General features: G+C 44.4%; 19 protein-coding genes. 5 read left to right on the forward strand and 14 right to left on the reverse strand.

Annotated features, from left to right (window positions below):
• Window positions 1–111: 111 nt before the first annotated feature.
• The gene (pspG, locus tag OCW38_RS13215) at window positions 112–333 is read right to left on the reverse strand and encodes an envelope stress response protein PspG (RefSeq protein ID WP_010434219.1); all 222 of its coding nucleotides are present in this window, start codon (window positions 331–333) and stop codon (window positions 112–114) included.
• Between the two features lie 261 nt (window positions 334–594).
• Window positions 595–1,575, reverse strand: a complete 981-nt coding sequence (gene dusA, locus OCW38_RS13220) for a tRNA dihydrouridine(20/20a) synthase DusA (RefSeq protein WP_010434217.1) — start codon at window positions 1,573–1,575, stop codon at window positions 595–597.
• A gap of 314 nt (window positions 1,576–1,889) precedes the next feature.
• On the opposite strand from dusA, the gene zur reads away from it, so the two are divergent.
• Together zur and OCW38_RS13230 are read left to right on the forward strand one after the other, a co-directional pair.
• Window positions 1,890–2,348 carry a zinc uptake transcriptional repressor Zur gene (gene zur / locus OCW38_RS13225; RefSeq protein ID WP_261894388.1) on the forward strand — a complete coding sequence of 153 codons (459 nt, stop codon included), beginning with the start codon at window positions 1,890–1,892 and terminating at the stop codon, window positions 2,346–2,348.
• Window positions 2,349–2,365: 17 nt separating this feature from the next.
• The gene (locus OCW38_RS13230; RefSeq protein WP_004735847.1) at window positions 2,366–2,827 is read left to right on the forward strand and encodes a chemotaxis protein CheX; all 462 of its coding nucleotides are present in this window, start codon (window positions 2,366–2,368) and stop codon (window positions 2,825–2,827) included.
• Between the two features lie 138 nt (window positions 2,828–2,965).
• Here the strand turns inward: OCW38_RS13230 and pgi are convergent, their stop codons facing one another.
• Both pgi and OCW38_RS13240 read right to left on the reverse strand, forming a co-directional pair.
• Complete coding sequence (gene pgi, locus OCW38_RS13235) at window positions 2,966–4,618, reverse strand: glucose-6-phosphate isomerase (protein ID WP_261894390.1); 1,653 nt, start codon at window positions 4,616–4,618, stop codon at window positions 2,966–2,968.
• Between the two features lie 417 nt (window positions 4,619–5,035).
• Entirely contained in the window at window positions 5,036–6,178 is a 1,143-nt protein-coding gene (locus tag OCW38_RS13240) for an RNA-guided endonuclease InsQ/TnpB family protein (protein WP_261894392.1), read from the reverse strand.
• Between the two features lie 155 nt (window positions 6,179–6,333).
• Between OCW38_RS13240 and OCW38_RS13245 the strand changes: the two genes are divergently transcribed.
• Window positions 6,334–6,699, forward strand: coding sequence for a secondary thiamine-phosphate synthase enzyme YjbQ (locus OCW38_RS13245; protein WP_261895675.1), 366 nt, complete (start codon window positions 6,334–6,336; stop codon window positions 6,697–6,699).
• A 118-nt stretch (window positions 6,700–6,817) separates the two neighbouring features.
• Here the strand turns inward: OCW38_RS13245 and OCW38_RS13250 are convergent, their stop codons facing one another.
• From OCW38_RS13250 to OCW38_RS13260, 3 genes are read right to left on the reverse strand one after another with little or no spacing between them, the layout of a single operon-like run.
• Window positions 6,818–8,023, reverse strand: a complete 1,206-nt coding sequence (locus tag OCW38_RS13250) for a BamA/TamA family outer membrane protein (RefSeq protein WP_261894394.1) — start codon at window positions 8,021–8,023, stop codon at window positions 6,818–6,820.
• Window positions 8,024–8,025: 2 nt separating this feature from the next.
• Window positions 8,026–9,111 carry an alanine racemase gene (gene alr, locus OCW38_RS13255; RefSeq protein WP_261894396.1) on the reverse strand — a complete coding sequence of 362 codons (1,086 nt, stop codon included), beginning with the start codon at window positions 9,109–9,111 and terminating at the stop codon, window positions 8,026–8,028.
• A gap of 6 nt (window positions 9,112–9,117) precedes the next feature.
• On the reverse strand, window positions 9,118–10,509 hold the full coding sequence (locus OCW38_RS13260) for a replicative DNA helicase (protein ID WP_016767560.1): 1,392 nt from the start codon (window positions 10,507–10,509) through the stop codon (window positions 9,118–9,120).
• A gap of 175 nt (window positions 10,510–10,684) precedes the next feature.
• On the opposite strand from OCW38_RS13260, the gene OCW38_RS13265 reads away from it, so the two are divergent.
• Window positions 10,685–11,584 carry a DUF481 domain-containing protein gene (locus OCW38_RS13265; RefSeq protein WP_261894398.1) on the forward strand — a complete coding sequence of 300 codons (900 nt, stop codon included), beginning with the start codon at window positions 10,685–10,687 and terminating at the stop codon, window positions 11,582–11,584.
• A 162-nt stretch (window positions 11,585–11,746) separates the two neighbouring features.
• On the opposite strand, the gene rplI is transcribed toward OCW38_RS13265, so the two are convergent.
• The 5 genes from rplI to rnr all read right to left on the reverse strand — a co-directional run bounded on the left by rplI (window position 11,747) and on the right by rnr (window position 16,632).
• Entirely contained in the window at window positions 11,747–12,199 is a 453-nt protein-coding gene (gene rplI / locus OCW38_RS13270) for a 50S ribosomal protein L9 (RefSeq protein WP_010434182.1), read from the reverse strand.
• A 38-nt stretch (window positions 12,200–12,237) separates the two neighbouring features.
• Window positions 12,238–12,465, reverse strand: coding sequence for a 30S ribosomal protein S18 (gene rpsR / locus OCW38_RS13275; protein ID WP_000090472.1), 228 nt, complete (start codon window positions 12,463–12,465; stop codon window positions 12,238–12,240).
• Between the two features lie 112 nt (window positions 12,466–12,577).
• Entirely contained in the window at window positions 12,578–12,967 is a 390-nt protein-coding gene (rpsF, locus tag OCW38_RS13280; protein ID WP_004741278.1) for a 30S ribosomal protein S6, read from the reverse strand.
• A gap of 277 nt (window positions 12,968–13,244) precedes the next feature.
• Complete coding sequence (gene rlmB / locus OCW38_RS13285) at window positions 13,245–13,985, reverse strand: 23S rRNA (guanosine(2251)-2'-O)-methyltransferase RlmB (RefSeq protein ID WP_010434114.1); 741 nt, start codon at window positions 13,983–13,985, stop codon at window positions 13,245–13,247.
• Window positions 13,986–14,133: 148 nt separating this feature from the next.
• Entirely contained in the window at window positions 14,134–16,632 is a 2,499-nt protein-coding gene (rnr, locus tag OCW38_RS13290) for a ribonuclease R (RefSeq protein ID WP_261894404.1), read from the reverse strand.
• 247 nt (window positions 16,633–16,879) lie between these two features.
• Here rnr and OCW38_RS13295 point away from each other — a divergent pair, with 247 nt between their 5' ends.
• Complete coding sequence (locus OCW38_RS13295; protein ID WP_010434111.1) at window positions 16,880–18,289, forward strand: amidohydrolase; 1,410 nt, start codon at window positions 16,880–16,882, stop codon at window positions 18,287–18,289.
• Window positions 18,290–18,460: 171 nt separating this feature from the next.
• On the opposite strand, the gene motX is transcribed toward OCW38_RS13295, so the two are convergent.
• Both motX and OCW38_RS13305 read right to left on the reverse strand, forming a co-directional pair.
• A complete protein-coding gene (gene motX / locus OCW38_RS13300) occupies window positions 18,461–19,096 on the reverse strand; it encodes a flagellar protein MotX (protein WP_010434109.1) in 636 nt (211 codons plus the stop codon).
• Between the two features lie 334 nt (window positions 19,097–19,430).
• Entirely contained in the window at window positions 19,431–20,747 is a 1,317-nt protein-coding gene (locus OCW38_RS13305; protein ID WP_010434108.1) for an adenylosuccinate synthase, read from the reverse strand.
• Window positions 20,748–20,847: the final 100 nt, after the last annotated feature.

Consider the following 20,847-nt stretch of genomic DNA (forward strand, 5'->3'; position numbering starts at 1 on the left):
GTTGTGCTAATTGTATGCACATTCATAGATTATTGAGGAAAATTCTATCACACATCTTAAATTCTCAAACGATAAACCGATGACGATCAAAGATTTGACGACACCATGACCTTAGTAACGTCTTTGGTTAGAACTGTGTACAAAGTTTTTGAAAAACCAGATACCCAATGCAATCACAATTAACCAAGGCAGCAACTTAAACACAACCCCCATCATACCTAAGACCAACATAACGGCTAACGCGATTCCGGTTGCAGCCAATACCGTCATAAACGTGATACCAGTGACAAGTAGAGTTGCGACGAAAATAAGAACAAAGATTAATTCAAACATAATGGTCTCCCTAATGAGTTAATGACCTATCTTTCCTACTATCTAACATAGCAGCTTCCATACCAAGTTAGTGAAATCAATAAAACCCTTACTTATCAGATAAATAAAAAGCCACACATCTAAATGCGTGGCTTTTAAAGAAACTATCAATGGCAAATTTAGCCTCTAGTGGCGAATTTAGCCTTAGGTTTTTAAGCTTAACTTTTTAAGCTTGGTTTTCAGCTTGGGCTTTTAAGCTCGAACTTCTCACCTCGAGGGAGGTTATACGTTTAGCTCTTTAGGGATCTTAGCCAATGCTGTCTGCATCACTTCGATACCTGCACCTTTCTTATGTGCGTTTTCACTGATGTAGCGACGCCATTGTCTTGCGCCCGGCATGCTTTGGAACAAACCAAGCATATGACGAGAGATGTGTCCTAAGCTTGCACCATTTGAAAGCTCACGTTCAATGTACGGGTACATTTCTTCAACCACTTGTGAGCGCTTCTTGATCGGCGTGTCTAAACCAAAGATCTGCTGATCGACTTCAGCCAAGATAAACGGGCTATGGTAAGCCTCACGGCCGATCATCACACCATCAAGGTGTTGCAAGTGCTCTTTAGTTTGTTCAAGAGTAGTAACGCCACCATTCACTGCAATCACAAGATCAGAGAAGTCTTTCTTGATTTGGTATGCACGATCGTAATCTAGCGGTGGAATCTCTCGGTTCTCTTTCGGGCTAAGACCACTCAACCATGCTTTACGAGCATGAATAGTAAATTGCTCACAGCCGCCTTTTTCAGAAACCGTCGAAACAAACTTAGTTAAAAACTCATAAGAGTCTTGGTCGTCGATACCAATACGTGTTTTCACGGTAATTGGAATATCAGTGACTTCTTTCATCGCAGACACACAATCTGCCACCAGCTCAGGTTCAGCCATTAAGCACGCACCAAAGCGACCATTCTGAACTCGATCTGAAGGACAACCTACATTTAGGTTTACTTCATCGTAACCACGCTCACCAGCAAGTTTGGCACAAGCAGCAAGATCAACCGGGTTTGAACCGCCGAGTTGAAGCGCAAGAGGATGTTCTTGCTCGTTGTATTCTAGAAAGTCGCCCTTACCATGTAAGATCGCGCCTGTTGTTACCATTTCCGTGTACAGAAGAGTCTGCTGAGAAAGCAAACGGTGAAAGTAACGACAGTGGCGGTCAGTCCAATCGAGCATTGGAGCGACAGACAATCTACATGAATGTGTCATGGTAAAGTACCCTGGTAGCGAGTCAAAAAAATATGCTGGAATACCCAGCAAAAGCAAGGTCGGCTATTGTAAATGCTATGCCCAGTTTGTGCTATATGAACTTTACCTCACACTTTTTATTTAAACCTATTCACCAAACCTCTAATTCAGCCTCACTAATCAGTTATGCCTTGAGTCACACTGTCATTTTGAGTTACCTTGTCTTATTCAAAGTCGTAGGTCACAATACGCTCTGTACCTGACTTTAATAGAAATCATTGGCTCCCAAAACGTAGTAACATAGAAATAGGGTTTGAATAGGGATGTCCGATTGAATGGTGAAAAATTTGGACCACACATTAATAGAGCAAGTTGAAGGGATATGCGCATCGCGAGGAGTTAGATTAACGCCTCAGAGAAAGCGAGTGTTTGAGCTCATTTTCTCTAATAAAAAAGCCTCCAGTGCTTATGAATTATTAGAGCAGTTGAAAGTCAGTGAACCGCAAGCCAAGCCACCTACTGTTTATCGCGCTTTGGATTTCTTGCTGGAACAAGGTTTCATTCACCGAGTTGAGTCAACCAATAGCTTTATATGCTGCTATTCTTGCAATGCCCATAAACATTTCTCTCAACTACTGATCTGCGATAAATGTGGCACAGTGGTAGAACTGCAAGACGATGCGCTTGTTACTCTACTCGCTAGTAACGCTGAGAAGCACGGTTTCCAATTGACAAATCAAGTCATTGAATCGCATGGCATTTGCCAAACTTGCTCCTCCGATATGAAAGAATAAGATTATAGAAGAACATTATGCGCGCTGAATTTGTAAACCCGTTTTTAGCTTCTTTGATGAACGTATTAAAAACGATGGCTTCTCTAGAATTAAAGCCACAAAAACCAAGAGTTAAGAAAGATGAGATCGCTCGTGGTGATGTATCCGGCCTAATTGGCATGGTGGGTACACAATCTCGTGGTTCAATGTCGATCACCTTCGATGAAGGTCTCGCTCTTGAAATCATGGAAAACATGTTGGGTGAACGACCAAACGGCTTGAACGAAGAAGTGACCGATATGGTGGGTGAAATCACTAATATGGTGACTGGTGGTGCAAAACGTATTCTTGCAGAAAGCGGCTTTGATTTCGACATGGCCACGCCAATCGTCGTATCAGGCAAAGGCCACACCATTCGTCATAAGTGTGAAGGTGCTATTATCATCATGCCTTTCACGTCTCAGTGGGGTAACGCCTTCATCGAGATCTGTTTCGAATAGAGACAATCGAGTAAATAAAAAATAAAAGGCTGACGTACATACGTCAGCCTTTTTTATTGCCGTAAAATCAACGGACATAAAAAACGCCAACCGAAAGGTTGGCGTTTACAGTTATTACTTGGTGTTACTTAAACAGTCTTAAGCTTTAAGCGCTTTAAATGCATTGATTAGACCGTTTGTTGAGCTGTCGTGAGAGGTAACTTGAGCATCGTCAGCAAGCTCTGGAAGAATTTGGTTTGCTAGTTGCTTACCAAGCTCTACACCCCATTGGTCGAAGCTGAAGATGTTCCAGATTACGCCTTGAACGAAAATCTTGTGCTCGTACATCGCGATTAGGTTACCTAAAGAGCGAGGAGTGATTTGCTTAACAAGAATTGAGTTCGTTGGACGGTTACCTTCAAACACTTTGAAAGGCGCAAGTTCAGCTGCTTCTTCTGCTGTTTTGCCTGCCGCTAGGAATTCAGCTTCTACTATCTCTTTTGTCTTACCGAAAGCAAGCGCTTCAGTTTGAGCAAAGAAATTAGACATCAACTTCTGGTGGTGATCAGATGCTGGGTTGTGGCTGATAGCAGGAGCAATAAAGTCTGATGGGATCAGCTTAGTGCCTTGGTGAATCAGTTGGTAGAAAGCGTGCTGACCGTTTGTACCTGGTTCACCCCAGATGATAGGACCAGTTTGGTATTCTACTGGGTTACCGTCACGGTCAACGAATTTACCATTCGATTCCATGTTGCCTTGTTGGAAGTAAGCCGCAAAACGGTGCATGTACTGATCGTAAGGTAGAATCGCTTCTGACTCAGCGCCGTGGAAGTTATTGTACCAAACGCCGATAAGCGCAAGGATAACAGGAATGTTGCTTTCAAATTCAGTTGAAGCAAAGTGGTTATCCATCTCATGAGCACCATCTAATAGCTCAACGAAGTTATCGAAGCCGATAGAAAGAGAGATAGACAGACCAATCGCAGACCATAGTGAGTAACGACCACCAACCCAGTCCCAGAATTCGAACATGTTGTCAGTATCAATACCAAACTCAGCGACCGCAGTTGCGTTAGTTGATAGTGCAGCGAAGTGTTTAGCAACGTGCGCGTTGTCACCGGCTTCAGCCAAGAACCAATCACGTGCAGAGTGCGCGTTCGTCATTGTTTCTTGAGTGGTAAATGTTTTAGATGCCACTAAGAATAACGTTGTTTCTGGATTCAGAGGCTTAAGTGCCTCAACAATGTGAGTGCCATCTACGTTCGAAACAAAGTGCATGTTTAGACGCGTTTTGTATGGCGTTAGTGCTTCAGTCACCATGTATGGACCAAGGTCTGAACCGCCGATACCGATGTTGACAACATCAGTGATCTCTTTACCTGTGTAACCTTTCCACTCACCAGAAACGATACGGTGTGTGAACAGTTCCATTTTTGCTAGTACTGCATTAACTGCTGGCATTACGTCTTTGCCATCAACCATTACTGGCTTATCGCTACGGTTACGTAGAGCAGTGTGAAGTACTGAACGACCTTCAGTCTTGTTGATTGCATCACCGCTAAACATAGCTTCAATTGCAGACTTAACTTCAGTCTCATTTGCAAGAGCAAATAGGTGCTGCATCGTTTCAGCGTCGATAAGGTTCTTAGAGTAATCCACTAAGATGTCCGAACCGAAACGAGTAGAAAAGCTCTCGAAACGCTTTGCATCTTGAGCAAATAGTTCTTTCATATCCATATCTTGAGCAGACTCAAAATGTGCAGTTAGAGCTTTCCACGCTTGTGTTTGCGTTGGGTTGATATTTTTCAACATGGTATCTATCCCGATATTACTGTAGGTTTTATTCTAGACGTCACCTAAGTGATGAATAGAACCCCCGATTAGGCGAAAGTTTATATTTTTCTATGATGACCAGACCGCATCACCACTGAAAGATTCTTTGTAATTTTTTTTCACGACGTATTATGCCGTATATGAAGAGCGCCACCTTGAGATAAATCAGGATTCGATTTCCTGATAGAGAGATCGATGCTGACTCAGGCTCTAACATAATTAAATGTGAGCGATAGCTGATAAATTCAAGTTCAAAAGATAGCGTTAAACCACTTTTTTTCCAAACACATTATAAAGGATGGCGTATGTGGATTCAGAAGACTATACACGTGACTACTCACCGCCCGTTGGGCGATGCTTCTTATTTCGTTAGCCAATGCTCGATAGTATCGAGTCTTACGCAGCTTCCATAAGCAGAAACGACTGTCCAGCCGCCTTTAATTCTAGAAGGCCTTTATCACGGATATTAAGAGCGGCATTTAGATCCCGATCTATATCTGTAACGCCACAAGAGGGACAATCCCATTTGCGAACTGATAGCGGCATTTCTTCCATTTTATGACCGCAACAATGGCATCTTTTAGAGCTGGCGTACCACTGATCGAGTTTAACAAGATGCTTGCCTTTCTCTTTCAACTTATACTCCAATTTAACAACAAAGCTATGCCATGAGGCATCGGCTATGTGTTTGGCTAGTTTGCGGTTTTTCATCATATTGGCTGATTTCAGTGTCTCTACAATCACAGCGTGGTTTTTGTCTACGAGTGTTCGAGATAGTTTATGTTGGAAATCAGCGCGAGCGTTCGCTGTTTTTTCGTGGCACTTTGCGACACGCAAGCGAGCTTTAGCTCTGTTTGCGCTACCTTTGACCTTGCGTGAAAACTGTTTCTGTTTACGTCTGAGATTCTTCTCAGCACGCTTTACAAATCGTGGGTTAGCCTCTTTCTTGCCGTTCGACTGAATTGCAAAGTGTGACAATCCCAAATCAATACCAGTAACTTTATCGATTGAGTGAATCAAAGTAGGAGCTTCAAGGCCATCATCCACAAGGATGGACGCATAAAACTTACCTGTTTTACTCAAACTGAGAGTGATACTTTTAACCTTACCAATAATCCCACGATGGATGTTGGCTTTAACTGGCTTCATCTTGGGTAGTTTAATAGCACCATCAAGAACCTTAACACCAACACAATGGTAGCTGGATTGCTTGCCATGTCTGCGTTTAAAGTTTGGGTATTTAGCTCTTAACTTGGGATTGAAGAAGTTATCAAAAGCCGTGTGTAGGTTGATGACTGATTGCTGCAAGGCAATTGAATCATATTGTTTAAGCCATTGGTATTTTCGTGACTTCTTGGCAACCGCGAGCAGTGGCTTAATATCCTTTTTGGGATTCAATGTAGCACCATGCTTGCGGTACATATGAGATTTGAGATGCAGAGCTTTGTTATACGCAAAACGCACAGCACCAAACTGAGCTATTAAAAACTCAGCCTGATCTTCTGTTGGGTAAACGCGTACTTTGGTTGCTCTTAACATCAAAAACTCTCAACTGTATTAATACACAGTATATACAGGGCGGATTGAGTCTGTCTATCTTAAAGTGCTATCGCACCTTCGGCTTATATCACCGCCCTCATCGGGCGATGGTTTACGCCGATTTTGCTAAATGCAAGAAAGCGTGATTTCATCTCATTACTGATGAAATTGAACAACAGATAAACGATATCAATTCTCTATCTGTTGGTTTATTACATCTTTTTCTTCAACATACTTCTGCCAGCCTCACACTCAATGAGAACGCCGATCCGACGGTTCGCCGCGACATGGAATCACACTTCAATAAGTTCGTACCCGAGCGAGCCGCTTATTACAGACACACCTATGAAGGTGATGATGACATGCCTGCTCATATTAAAGCATCGACACTTGGCACCAGTGTGACAATTCCGATAACCAACGGTCGTTTAGCTTTGGGAACATGGCAGGGAATATACTTGGGTGAACACCGTGATTGTGGTGGCAGCCGCACAGTGATTGCGACTATTCAAGGTGAGTAGACTATTTGAAAGCAAGATTTTATTAATAAAAACAGTGCCTTTTTAATACAAAAAGAGTGGTGTGTTTCCACGACCGCTCTTATCAAGATAGTATTTGGCCTACTGTAAGCCGAAAGCTTTAGAAGGGCTGGTTTATCATAACCCTAAAGGTCCCTTCATCACCGCCTCGCGCTAATTCGGCACGAACAACAATGCCTTCCACTTGAAAACGAACCGCGCCGCCTAAGCTCCATTTCATATCGGTGTGCAATTCTTTGATATCGTACTCATCAGCCACACGCCCTACTTCGGCGAATGCAACCCATTGCCACCAAGGCAGGTCGTAGTAGTTGATCAGCGGAATATCACCGAGTGGCTGCCAATCTGGGAGCACTCGATACTCTGCAGAATAGTGAACAGCAGATCGCCCATGATATCGACCTCCGGTATAACCACGTAAACGATACAAACCACCCAATCGAGCTTGTTCTGTTTCCGGTGGACGAGCACAATCCTGCCCAGAACAGTTATCCCAGGTTGGTGTATCAGCAGTATAGAAATCGAGTGCCACAACTTGTTGGTCGAACAAGTCTCCTAGAGGACCTAAAGCGAAGTACTGACTGTTTTGAAAAGTCCATTTCAGCCACAAATCGTCGTTAGACCAACTTTCAGCGCCCGTAGTGAACTCAAGGTTGGTATGAGATCCTTTGGTTGGGTTACGTGTGCTATCACGATTATCCCAATCGAACGCCAAACTAAAACCGGTCGCCTCTTCAGTATTATTTAAACCTTCTAGCTCACGAGCAGTATAAAAAGGCGTAAATAAAATCGAACTGACACCCGATTCGACTGGCGAAGCAAAACTGACCTCTTTGATTGGTTGAAACGCGCCGAGTAAGCCATGCTCTGCAACATTGCCCCAAGGCAGCAGATACTTAAATTCAAACTGATAATTCTGCTCTAAGCCATCAACTATAGTTTTGTCATCGATAGATGAATCGTTATCGCCTTGAGAGCCAATATAATAAGGATTGTCGTTGAAGCGCGCTTGGTACATCTGAGTACTAAACAAGATATTCTCAGACAAGGCATAATTAAAGGCCGATAGAAAACCGACATAGCTGTCTTTGTCTGAATACAAAGCCATACCAAACAGAGCCGCTTGAGGTTGCCAAACGCCCTTTGCGACACCAGCAACCCCAAAGGTATTGCCCATGGTTTCAGTACTGAAATAGAAAGGAACAAAAGCGGAGTCTTTTTCTTTACTTAGAACAGAAGAAGAAAAGCTGACACCAGTTACTGCCATTGCAGACATTAACCAGTATCGAGAAGTTCGCTTGAACATATCTATTTTACGTATTCCATCGCCACGCGAGACGTCAGTTTAGTCACGAGTTCGTAAGCGATAGTGCCGATATGTTCAGCCACTTCTTCTGAGGGTAAGTCTTTACCCCAAAGCGTCGCTTCGTCACTCACTTTATCCGTAGCATCAGGACCAAGGTCAACCGTTAGCATATCCATGGAGACACGCCCTGCGATTGGTACTTTTCTACCATTAACGAATACTGGGGTGCCGTTAGGTGCAGTGCGAGGATAACCATCGCCGTAACCAATTGCGATAACACCAACCTTGGTATCACGCTCACTGGTCCAGTTACCACCATAACCTACACTCTCACCAGCCTTCACATCACGAACCGCAATTAAGTGTGAAGTCAGAGTCATCACCGGCAAAAAGCCCAGCTCTTGCGCTGATTTATCAACAAACGGAGAAACACCATAAGAGATGATTCCGGGGCGAACCCAATCAAGATGACTATCAGGCCAAGCTAATAGACCTGCAGAGGCCGCAAGTGAACGCTCCCCTTCACAACCGTCGGTAAGAGATAAGAAAAGCTCAGTCTGCTCAACTGTTGTGCTTCTATCTAACTCGTCAGCACATCCAAAATGGCTCATGTAGCGCAATGGCTTTGCCACATTTGGGCATTGATGCAAACGCTCAACAAAGTTCTGGTATTGCTCAGGACGAACACCTAAACGATGCATACCACTGTCGACTTTTAACCATACCACAACAGGTGTTTCCAAATCGGCATTCTCTAGCGCGCTTAATTGCTCTTCACAATGCACCACGGTTTGAATGTTATTGGTTACTAGAATGGGTAAGTCACCCGAAGAGTAAAAGCCTTCCAGCAACAAAATAGGTTTAACTATGCCACCAGCACGAAGTTGTAATGCTTCTTCAATACGCGCCACACCAAAAGCATCAGAACTTTTTGAATGCTTAGCGATATGCAGTAAGCCGTGTCCGTAGCCATTCGCTTTCACAACGGACATTACCTTGCACTGAGGCGCTTTCGACTTTATCTGGTTCAGGTTATGTTCGAGCGCGTTTAAGTCAATGCTCGCCGTCGCCGCTTTCATGTAAGTCATTAGCGATTACTCATCATCAAATGCAGGGCCTGCATAGTTATCAAATCGGGAGTGTTGCCCTTGGAATGTCAGACGAACCGAACCGATCGGGCCGTTACGCTGCTTACCCAGGATAATCTCAGCGATGCCTTTCAATGAACTGTCTGGGTTATAAACCTCATCACGATAGATGAACATGATCAAATCGGCATCTTGCTCAATCGAACCTGATTCACGCAAATCCGAGTTTACTGGACGCTTATCAGCACGTTGCTCTAGGGAACGGTTAAGCTGAGAAAGTGCAACAACCGGAACGTTGAGCTCTTTTGCGAGCGCTTTCAATGAGCGAGAAATCTCGGCGATTTCAAGAGTACGGTTATCAGATAACGAAGGTACACGCATTAATTGAAGGTAATCTATCATGATCATGGAAATACCATCATGCTCACGAGCAATACGTCGAGCACGAGAACGTACTTCTGTTGGTGTCAGACCCGAGCTGTCATCGATATACATATTCTTCTTATCCATCAGAATACCCATACTCGACGAGATACGAGCCCAATCTTCATCGTCCAATTGACCGGTACGAATCTTGGTTTGGTCTACGCGAGAAAGTGACGCAAGCATACGCATCATTAGCTGTTCAGCTGGCATCTCTAACGAGAAGATTAACACTGGCTTATCTTGCTTCATCGCCGCGTTTTCACACAAGTTCATCGCAAACGTGGTTTTACCCATCGATGGACGAGCGGCGACAATAATTAAGTCAGAACCTTGTAGGCCTGCTGTTTTCTTATTGAGGTCGTTAAAGCCAGTATCGACACCAGTCACACCATCTTGTGGTGTTTTATATAGGATCTCGATTCGTTCCAGAGTCTTCTCTAGAATACTATCAACGTTTTGTGGACCTTCGTTTTCACTTGCTCGACCTTCTGCAATCGCAAAGACCTTACTCTCAGCCAGATCAACAAGCTCTTCCGATGTACGACCTTGAGGATCGTAACCAGAATCAGCAATCTCATTCGCAACACCAATCAGACTACGTACCAACGCACGTTGTGCCACGATATCCGCGTAAGCGTTAATGTTCGCCGCACTTGGGGTATTTTTAGCTAGGTCAGCAAGGTAAGCAAAGCCACCCACTTCTTCAAGTTGCTCACGCAGCTCTAGATGTTCAGAGAGTGTAATAAGATCCAAAGGAGAACTTTCTTCAAGGATATCTTTTACCGCTTCAAAGATCAGACGGTGAGGACGACTATAAAAGTCTTTGGCCACAACCTTTTCGGCAACTGTATCCCAGCGTTCGTTATCCAATAACAAACCGCCAATAACAGATTGCTCAGCTTCTAATGAATGTGGCGGGACCTTGATGGCGTCCACCTGATCGTTGGCTGATTTCTGACTTTTGGTATCCACTATGACTACACTCAATAACTAATAATGATCGTTCATTATACCCAAGAACATCCATTTGTAATCCGATCCTATGAGTTTGTTTTATTCTTCAGAAAGAATTTACTTATTGCTGACGGAATTAACCAAGGGTAGCATTACGATCCTTCCATTCATTCACTGTATAACTGGGGTATGCGTGTCCAAATTATTGGCTCTGAGCACTGGTCTTCTGAGCTCTAGTCTTCTAAGCATCGGTCTCCTGAGCACTCCGTTGGCCTTAGCTGATGATACTAAAGCCTCTGTTGATTCTATTCTCGACTCTATAGTAGTACCAGAAACTACAGCTGAGCCGATCGTCGTTGCACCGACACCTGAAGAAAAAGAGTTGGATATCGCACCAAGTGATACGGCTGATACAGAGCTGCCTAACCCACTAAAGACTGAGGTCGAATTTGGATATCAGTCGCATACTGGTAATTCGGATTCACGATCGCTTAACGCACGCCTGAACGGTGAGTATACAGCTGGTCGTCATAGAACCAGTGGCGAATGGAAATACTACAATCTCTATAAAGATGGTGAGGAAGATAAAAGGCAATCGACTTACTCGGCTCAGAGTGACTACAAGTTAAGTCCTAAAACCTACCTTTACGGCAGCTTCAAAGGTGTTGATTCACGATACAGTGCTTACTTTAAGGACTATACCGTTTCGAGTGGTCTGGGTTATCAGTTTTCGAATACCGAAGAGTTTGTTTTGGAAGTGGAAGTCGGGCCGGGTTTTCGTTATCAAGAACCGAATCTCGATGAACTAGACGACGATGACATCATCTTTCCTGAAATTGTTGAAGAAGCGATTTTCCGTGGCAATGTGAATACATCATGGCAGGTGTTGAAGAACTTGCAGTTTAAAGCGGACGTGACGTTAGTGTCTGGTCACAGCAACCTTAAGTTTGATACCGAATTAGAAGCCATCAATGATATCACTGACAATATCGCGCTGAAGATCGCTCACTCTCGTCAATACCACGACAAAGTTCCTGAAGGATTAAGCAAAGAAGACTCTGTGCTGTCGATTAACCTACTCTTTCAATTCTAATTCCATGGCTGGTTGTTCAGCCATCAGAGCTTTTGGATCATAGTAGACTTTTAACCTAATGTAACCCTCTCTTACCTTTTCCTATATTCCAGACATAAAAAAACACCAGCCGAAGCTGGTGTTTAAAGCTTTCAAAAGAAAGAATTCGTCTTGGTACTGAAATTACTCAGCTGCAACGATAGCGATTTTCGCAGTAGCAAAAACTTCAGAGTGAAGTTGGATGCTTACTTCGAATTCGCCGATGTTACGTAGAGCGCCTTCAGGTAGGCGTACTTCGCTCTTAGCTACTGCAACACCTGCCGCTGTAATAGCGTCAGCGATGTCACGAGTACCGATAGAACCGAATAGTTTACCTTCGTCACCAGCTTTAGAAGCGATTGTAACGCCTTCTAGAGTGTTAACGCTCTCTGCACGAGCTTCAGCAGCAGCTAGTTGCTCAGCAACTTTAGCTTCTAGTTCAGCACGACGAGTTTCGAACATAGCAACGTTGTCTTTAGTTGCCATAACTGCTTTACCCTGTGGGATAAGGAAGTTACGAGCGTAACCAGATTTAACGTTTACTTGGTCGCCAAGGCCACCTAGGTTACCGATCTTATCAAGTAGAATAACTTGCATTATCTTAGTCCTCTTAAACTATTATTAACTATTACCGATTACTGATGCTTGTCAGTGTACGGTAGTAGAGCTAGGTAACGAGAACGCTTGATAGCGCGAGCTAGTTGACGCTGGTACTTAGCGCTTGTACCAGTGATACGGCTAGGTACGATTTTACCAGCTTCAGTGATGTAGTTTTTAAGAGTTGCTACGTCTTTGTAGTCAATCTCTTGTACGCCTTCTGCAGTGAAACGGCAGAATTTACGACGACGGAAGAAACGAGCCATGGGCTATCTCCTGATCTTAAATTTAGTAAAGCGGTCTTTCACAATTATCGAAATAACTATCAATGACCTTAAACAAGTTGAGAATTTTTTAAGGCATTAAGCCAAAAAAGAATTACTCAGCAGCTGCTTCTGGTTTAGCTTCTGTACGCTCTTCGCGACGAGGAGCACGCTCTGCACGCTCTTCTTTTTGCTTAAGCATAATAGATTGCTCAGTCACAGCGCCTTTAGTGCGCATGATCATGTTACGTAGAACTGCATCGTTGAAACGGAAAGCAGTTTCTAGCTCGTCAATCACTTCTTGACCAGCTTCAACGTTCATAAGAACGTAGTGAGCTTTGTGAAGCTTGTTGATTGGGTAAGCCATTTGACGACGACCCCAGTCTTCTAGACGGTGGATAGTACCGCCAGCTTCAGTGATAGAACCAGTGTAACGCTCGATCATGCCAGCAACTTGCTCGCTTTGATCAGGGTGAACCATGAATACGATTTCGTAATGACGCATTTGGTTGCTCCTTACGGATTATTAGCTTCCACGAGTGGCCCGGTCGTCCAGAGGAAGCAAGGAACTAAAGATAAATGACCGAGTTTTAAGGACGGCAAATGTTATAGAAAGAACCCGGTATTGGCAAGCGCTATTTGGTGAATAATGAAACAGTTTTTCTGTCGCCATCTAGCCATCCGACAAACCGATGGATTTTGCTATAACAGCCTAAAAAGAAACGCCCACCAGTAAGTGGTGAGCGCTAATAAATTCATAGACTTAAAGCAGCGTTAACGCATTACTGAGCTAAACGCTGTCTTACCGCTTCGAACAGGCAAATACCCGACGCCACAGAAACATTTAAGCTCGATACGCTACCTGCCATTGGAATCTTAATCAGATCATCACAAGTTTCACGAGTTAAACGACGCATACCGTCACCTTCGGCTCCCATCACAACTGCAAGTGGGCCTGTTAGTTTCGCTTGGTAGATATCATGCGTTGCTTCGCCGGCTGTACCTACGAACCATACGCCTTGTTCTTGCAATGCACGCATAGTACGAGCAAGGTTAGTTACACGTACTAGAGGAACCGTTTCAGCCGCACCACACGCTACCTTGCTAACCGTTGCCGTTAAAGGCGAAGAACGGTCTTTCGGTACGATAACCGCAGCAACACCCGCCGCATCTGCGTTACGCAGACAAGCGCCTAGGTTGTGCGGATCTGTTACACCATCTAGAACCAACAGTAACGGTTGTTCGTGCTGCGCTAGGATGTCGTCTAGGTGAGTTTCATTAAGCTGCTTAGCAGGTTTCACCTTAGCGATAATGCCTTGGTGATTCGCGCCTTGTGATTTTTCATCAAGCGGCTTACGACCCATCTGTTGAATCGACACACCAAACTGCTGCAGTTGGTTCAGTAATGGAAGAAGACGCTCGTCTTGGCGGCCCTTCAATACATAAGCTTCGATAAAGCGCGCAGGATCTTTTTCTAGTACGGCTTTCACCGCGTGAATACCGTAAATAAATTCGTTACTCATTGTCTCAAATTACTCTTATTGCTCAGAGATGAACGACATCAAACCCGATGCATCCATCTCTGTATTGTTTATTTCGAGAGCATGCATCTTCCGCCTGATACTCTCGCATTTAATCAGTTAAAGGCTAACCCTTGTAACCCAAAAAGCTTTAAGACTTGTCAGCCTTTGGCTTACGGCTTGCTGTACGCTTTTTCTTAGCTCGCGCCTTAGCCGCACCGGTTTTATTCGACGACTTTTTCTTAGTTGAACTTTCGCTACTGCCATCTGGTCGCTTAGTCGGTTCAACTAAAGGTTTCGCAGAAACGCCTGGCTGATTGCTCTTCACCGCTGAACGCTTCTTACTTTTCGCCTTTTTCATCGCTTCTGCAGCACGCTTCTTGGCTGTTTTACCTTTGCCGCGTGGCTGACGATCGGTGTCTTCTAGATCGAAGTCGATTTGACGAGTTTCTAAATTAACGGCAGAAACTTTCACTTTAACCGAATCACCCAAGCGATAGATATTACCTGAGCTTTCACCGACTAAACGCTGACCAACAGCATCGAATTGGTAGTAATCATTCGCTAGCGCTGAGATATGTACTAAACCATCGATGTGCAGTTCAGTTAGACGCACAAAGAAACCGAAGCCAGTCACGTTGGCAATCACGCCATCCATCACTTCACCGACATGGTCTTGCATGTATTCACACTTCAACCAGTCGTTTACTTCACGCGTTGCGTCATCAGCACGACGCTCAGTCATTGAACACTGCTCACCGTAGAAGTCCATATCATCGAACGTGTAGTGGTAACCACCGGTAGGCGTCCAACGTTCGCTGTTACGCCCACCTTCTTTCGCAATAAGGTACTTAATCGCACGGTGCAATAACAAGTCAGGGTAACGACGAATCGGCGAGGTAAAGTGAGCGTAGCGTTTAAGTGCTAAACCAAAGTGACCCGCGTTATCCGCGTTATATACCGCTTGCTTCATTGAACGCAGCAGCATAGTTTGGATTAACTCACGATCTTCACGCTCGTTAATCTGTTGCATCAGTTGTGCGTAGTCTACTGGAGATGGCGACAGGCCACCTTCCAGTGTTAAACCTAATTCACTTAAGAAGCTCTTGAAGCCCATTAAGCGCTCTTCGCCCGGAGTATCGTGAACACGGTACAGAGCAGGCTCTTTCGCTTTTTCTACGTAAGATGCCGATGCGATGTTCGCAAGAATCATACATTCTTCGATGATCTTGTGTGCATCGTTACGGATTACTGGTTCAATACGGTCGATCTTACGATCCGCATTGAAGATGAATTTCGTTTCGACCGTTTCAAACTCAATCGCACCACGCTCATCACGCGTTTTCTTAAGTACTTTGTACATCTTATGCAGTTCTTCAAGATGCGGTACTTCTGGCTCGTAACGCTCGCGAAGTTCTTCATTGCCATCTAAGATTGCGCCTACTTTATTGTAAGTAAGACGAGCATGAGAATTCATTACTGCTTCGTAGTGCTTGTAGCCCGACAGTTTACCTTTGTCTGAGATAGTCATCTCACACACCATACATAAACGGTCGACTTGAGGGTTCAGTGAACATAAGCCGTTAGAAAGGACTTCTGGCAGCATTGGCACCACTTGTGACGGGAAGTATACCGAGTTACCACGGTTAATCGCTTCTTTGTCTAGCGCTGTATCAGGGCGAACGTAGTAACTTACGTCAGCAATCGCTACCCATAGGCGCCAGCCTCCGCCTTTCTTCGCTTCACAGTAAACGGCATCATCGAAGTCACGTGCATCTTCACCATCAATGGTAACTAATGGCAGTTTACGCAGATCAACACGTCCTTCTTTTGCTTCCTCAGGAACATGCTCACCAAGGTTTTCGATTTGCTTATCTACCGCTTCAGGCCACTCTTGTGGGATCTGGTGAGTACGGATCGCAATTTGCGTTTCCATACCCGGCGCCATGTTCTCACCAAGAACTTCAGTGACTTTACCCATCATGTTACGAGAACGACCACCGCGATCCGTAATTTCAATCACAACCACATTACCCATTCGAGCACCGCCTTTATGCTCAGTAGGGATCTGAATATCATGACTAATACGTGAATCATCAGCAACCACATAAGAATGGCCGTATTCTAGGAAGAAGCGACCAACCAGTGGCGTTTTGCGCTCTTCAAGAACACGCACTAAACGACCTTCACGACGACCACGCTTACTGTTATCAGTCGGCTGAGCCAACACGTAATCCCCGTGCATGATGGTTTTCATCTGATGATGCGGCAACAAGATATCGTTATCTTTACCTACACTGCCATCTGGGCGAACCCAACCATGACCGTCTTTATGACCGATCACATAGCCTTTAATCAGTTCCATCTTCTCAGGTAATGCATAGCACTGACGACGAGTAAAGATTAGCTGTCCATCACGCTCCATTGCACGTAAACGACGACGCAGCCCTTCATATTGCTCCTCTCCAGCAAGACCCAAAGCTTCGAATAGGTCATTACGGTTCATTGGAATATTCGCTTCTGTTAGGAACGAAATAATGAACTCTCGGCTTGGTACTGGGTTTTCGTAATTTTTCGACTCTCGGTCGGCAAAAGGGTCAACAGTGGTTGTCGCTGTCGTGTTTTCTGGCATTGGTGTGTTTTTTGACATAGGCGGGCCTGCTTAAGCAAGGAATGTATATACCCCTAGTATATCTGATGCTAGAGGTAACCTACAGATATGCTTTGGAAAAGCCTAAAATAACCTCAGATTGACGTCCATTTTCATGCTGTGAAACATTATTTCACAACCACATTTATCATCAGAATTTGAAGCAAACGATAAAACAAACGTTTGCGGCATGAATGAAATACACTATTATCCACACACTTTACCAACTCCTGTTCTGAGTATTGATATGAAATTAAAACGCACCCTACTGGCTTCAGCAATGGCAAGCCTCGCTCTATTTCCATTTGCAAGTTCAGCGATGGAAAAAGCCGATCTAATGATTACCGATGCGATGGTTCTCACCATGAATCAAGACAAAACGGTTTATGAAAGCGGCACTGTTGTCGTGAAAGACAATAAGATCATTGCGGTAGGCGATGCTTCATTAGAGAAGCAATACCAAGCTAAGCAAGTACTCGATGTGGATGGTGACATCGTTATGCCAGGTCTCATCAATACTCATACTCACGTATCAATGACGGTTTTCCGCTCACTAGCCGATGATGTGCCTGATCGCCTGCACCGCTACATCTTCCCATTAGAGAAGAAGTTGGTGTCACGCGACATGGTACGTATTGGTGCTAACCTAGGTAACGTCGAAATGGTAAAAGGCGGTGTAACCACTTACGCCGACATGTACTACTTTGAAGATGAAGTAGCGAAAACCGTCGATAAGATCGGTATGCGTGCCATTCTTGGTGAAACCGTGATTAAGTTCCCAGTCGCTGACGCAGCCAACGCCGAAGAGGGCATTAAGTACGCATTGAACTTCATTGAAGAATACAAAGATCACCCGCGTATCACCCCAGCGTTTGCCCCACATGCGCCTTACACAAATACGACTGAGATCCTGCAGAAAATTTCCAAGCTCTCTCTAGAGTTAGATGTACCTGTGATGATTCATCTTGCTGAATCGCACCGCGAAGAAGAGAAAATCGCCGAGCGCTCAGAAGGCCTATCCCCAGTTCAATACATGGACAGCATTGGCGCACTCAACAAAAACTTGGTGGGTGCACACATGATCTTGGTTGATGACCATGATATCGAACTGGTGAAAAAGTCAGATATGGGTGTCGCTCATAACATGAGTGCTAACATCAAATCAGCAAAAGGCGTATCACCAGCACTTAAGATGTATGACGAAGACGTGCGTATTGGTCTAGGTACTGATGGTCCAATGTCAGGTAACACACTGAGCACCATTGATGAGTTCAACCAAGTGGCTAAAGTTCACAAACTGGTTAATAAAGATCGTGCTGCAATGCCGCCGATCAAAGTGATCGACATGGCGACAATGGGCGCAGCAAAAGCGCTACACATGGAAGATAAGATCGGTTCTCTTGAGGCGGGTAAGCTAGCCGACATCATAGTAATCGATACTAAGGCTCCGAACATGGTACCTGTCTACAACCCATACTCTGCATTAGTGTACTCAGCTAACTCTGGCAACGTTCGCCACACCATTGTCGATGGCAAGATAATCATGCAAGACCGCGACATGTTAACGGTAGACGAAGATAAAATCCGCCAAGAAGCACTCGACTTCACCAAAATTGTTCGTGAAACGGTGATTGAGTCTGGTGAAGTAGTTCAATAACGACTCCAACTCATTCGCTACGCTTTCTGTTAACTCTAAAAAGCGGGTAAATCGAGACAGCGGTTAAATCAAAAAAGGCCTCATAGGTATATACCTATGAGGCCTTTTTAATGTAGGTCAATCATTAACGAGTGCAGTCATTAATCATCAACGCTCATTCAATAATCGCTCTTACCAGAACACGTCTCGACGTTTTGCTCGTGCAATAATATTGTCTGGCATTCTCTGTTCTAAACCGCTACGAAGCACAGTGATGCGTTTGTGTTGTCTTTGATCAGCCGTTACCGAGTTATACAACCAACGGTAAGCATCTTCATAATCTAACGGGCTACCGTAATCACGCAGCAAGAGTTCCGCTAAGTGAATACTCGCACTTAGGTTCCCCATAGAGGCGGCTTCACGTAAATACGGAATCGCGCGCTCTTTGTCTTGTTGTACCAAAGTACCACGAGAGTAATAACGCCCTAGCTGTTCTAGCGCAGCTGGCAAACCTTGATGTGCCGCGTTTTCCATATAGTAAAGGCCAAGCTCTACATCTTGTGGAACACACACGCCCCACGCCAACATATCGCCGTATAAAAACTCATAAGAAGGCAAACTAATACGCGTTGCACGCGCAACGATGTCTTCCACTAGTTGGCACTTATCCGCTTTCACACGCTCAAGATGTTGATTATTTTCGATTAACTTAATCAGTTCAGCTTCTGTGTATATTGGAACAGGCTCTCCCACTTCAGCCAAATTTGCATGACTCAAGGGTGAGCTCAGCGCCATTATCAATGAAGCTGCCACAATTCGTAGCTTCATACCTGCACTCTATTATCTGTCGCTAAAGTTATCTCTTGGTGGATGCAGACAATCTCTACAAGCCCCAAAATAGGGTGAACTTCACTTTCCATGATATCTGTATCGGCAATAACCCTGACGGCTTTAGACAAAACTTGCCGCTAATGGGCAATATTTTGCCTGATGACGCTTAAAATATCACCATCAAAGAGTGCGTAGCCACATTGCAGGTATTAAAAAGCCGACTTAATAAAGTCGGCTTTTAGAAAACTATTTCATTATCAGAGCACTTTAACTAGCAAAGTACTTTAATTACCACAGTACGATTTGTGCTGTGGTAATCACTCAACGGGCATTATGCGCCGTATGGGTGAACCTTGATGATAGTTTCGTTACGATCTGGGCCAGTTGATACGATATCAATTGGAACACCAGTTAGGTCTTCGATACGCTTGATGTAATCTAGAGCAGCTTGTGGAAGCGCGTCGATAGATTTAGCACCAAATGTGTTTTCAGACCAACCAGGCATTGTTTCGTAGATTGGCGTTGCTTCTTCAAATGACTCAGCAGCCATTGGAGAAACTTCTAGGATAGAACCATCTTTCATCTTGTAACCAGTACAGATTTTTAGCTCTTCTAGGCCATCTAGAACGTCTAGTTTAGTTAGACACATACCAGATAGAGAGTTGATTTGGATTGCACGACGCATAGCAACAGCATCGAACCAACCAGTACGACGTAGACGACCCGTTGTTGCGCCAAACTCGTGACCAACATCGCCTAGGTGTTTACCAACTGGGTCTTGCTTCTCAAGGCCATCGTATAGCTCAGTTGGGAATGGACCTGAACCAACACGAGTACAGTAAGCCTTAGTGATACCAAGGATGTAACCGATATGACGAGGACCGAAACCAGAACCTGCAGCAACACCACCAGCAGTCGTGTTAGAAGACGTTACGTATGGGTAAGTACCGTGGTCGATATCTAGTAGCGTACCTTGAGCACCTTCGAACATGATCTTGTCGCCGCGCTTACGTGCTGCGTCTAGTTCGTCAGTTACGTCGATAACCATCGCAGTTAACATGTCTGCGTAGCTCATCGCTTGCTCAAGAACTTCTTCGTAGCTTACTGTTTCAGCTTTGTAGAAGTGCTCTAGTTGGAAGTTGTGGAATTCCATAACTTCTTTTAGCTTCTCAGCGAATGCTTCTTTATCGAAAAGGTCGCCAACGCGTAGACCGCGACGAGCAACTTTATCTTCGTAAGCAGGACCGATACCACGACCTGTTGTACCGATAGCTTTAGCGCCACGAGCGATTTCACGCGCGTTGTCGATTGCAATGTGGTACGGAAGAATTAGAGGACAAGCTTCAGAAATGAAAAGACGTTCACGTACTGGGATACCGCGATCTTCAAGAGGCTTCATTTCTTTTAGAAGTGCGTCAGGCGATAACACTACACCATTACCAATAACACATTTAACGTTATTACGTAGGATGCCTGATGGAATTAAGTGAAGAACGGTTTTTTCACCGTCAATTACAAGAGTGTGACCTGCATTGTGACCGCCTTGGTAGCGAACCACGTATTTTGCATCTTCAGTTAAAAGGTCAACGATTTTACCTTTACCTTCATCACCCCATTGGGTGCCTAGAACGACTACGTTATTTCCCATCTTTCCAATTTCTGTTGCTAATTAAAAATGGATTCTAGCACTGAATCACACTTCTTGCAGTCACTTTTTGTTCATAAACGTTAATGCTGTACAGAAATAA

The sequence above is a fragment of the Vibrio cyclitrophicus genome, assembly GCF_024347435.1.
In the GTDB taxonomy this organism is placed as follows: domain Bacteria; phylum Pseudomonadota; class Gammaproteobacteria; order Enterobacterales; family Vibrionaceae; genus Vibrio; species Vibrio cyclitrophicus.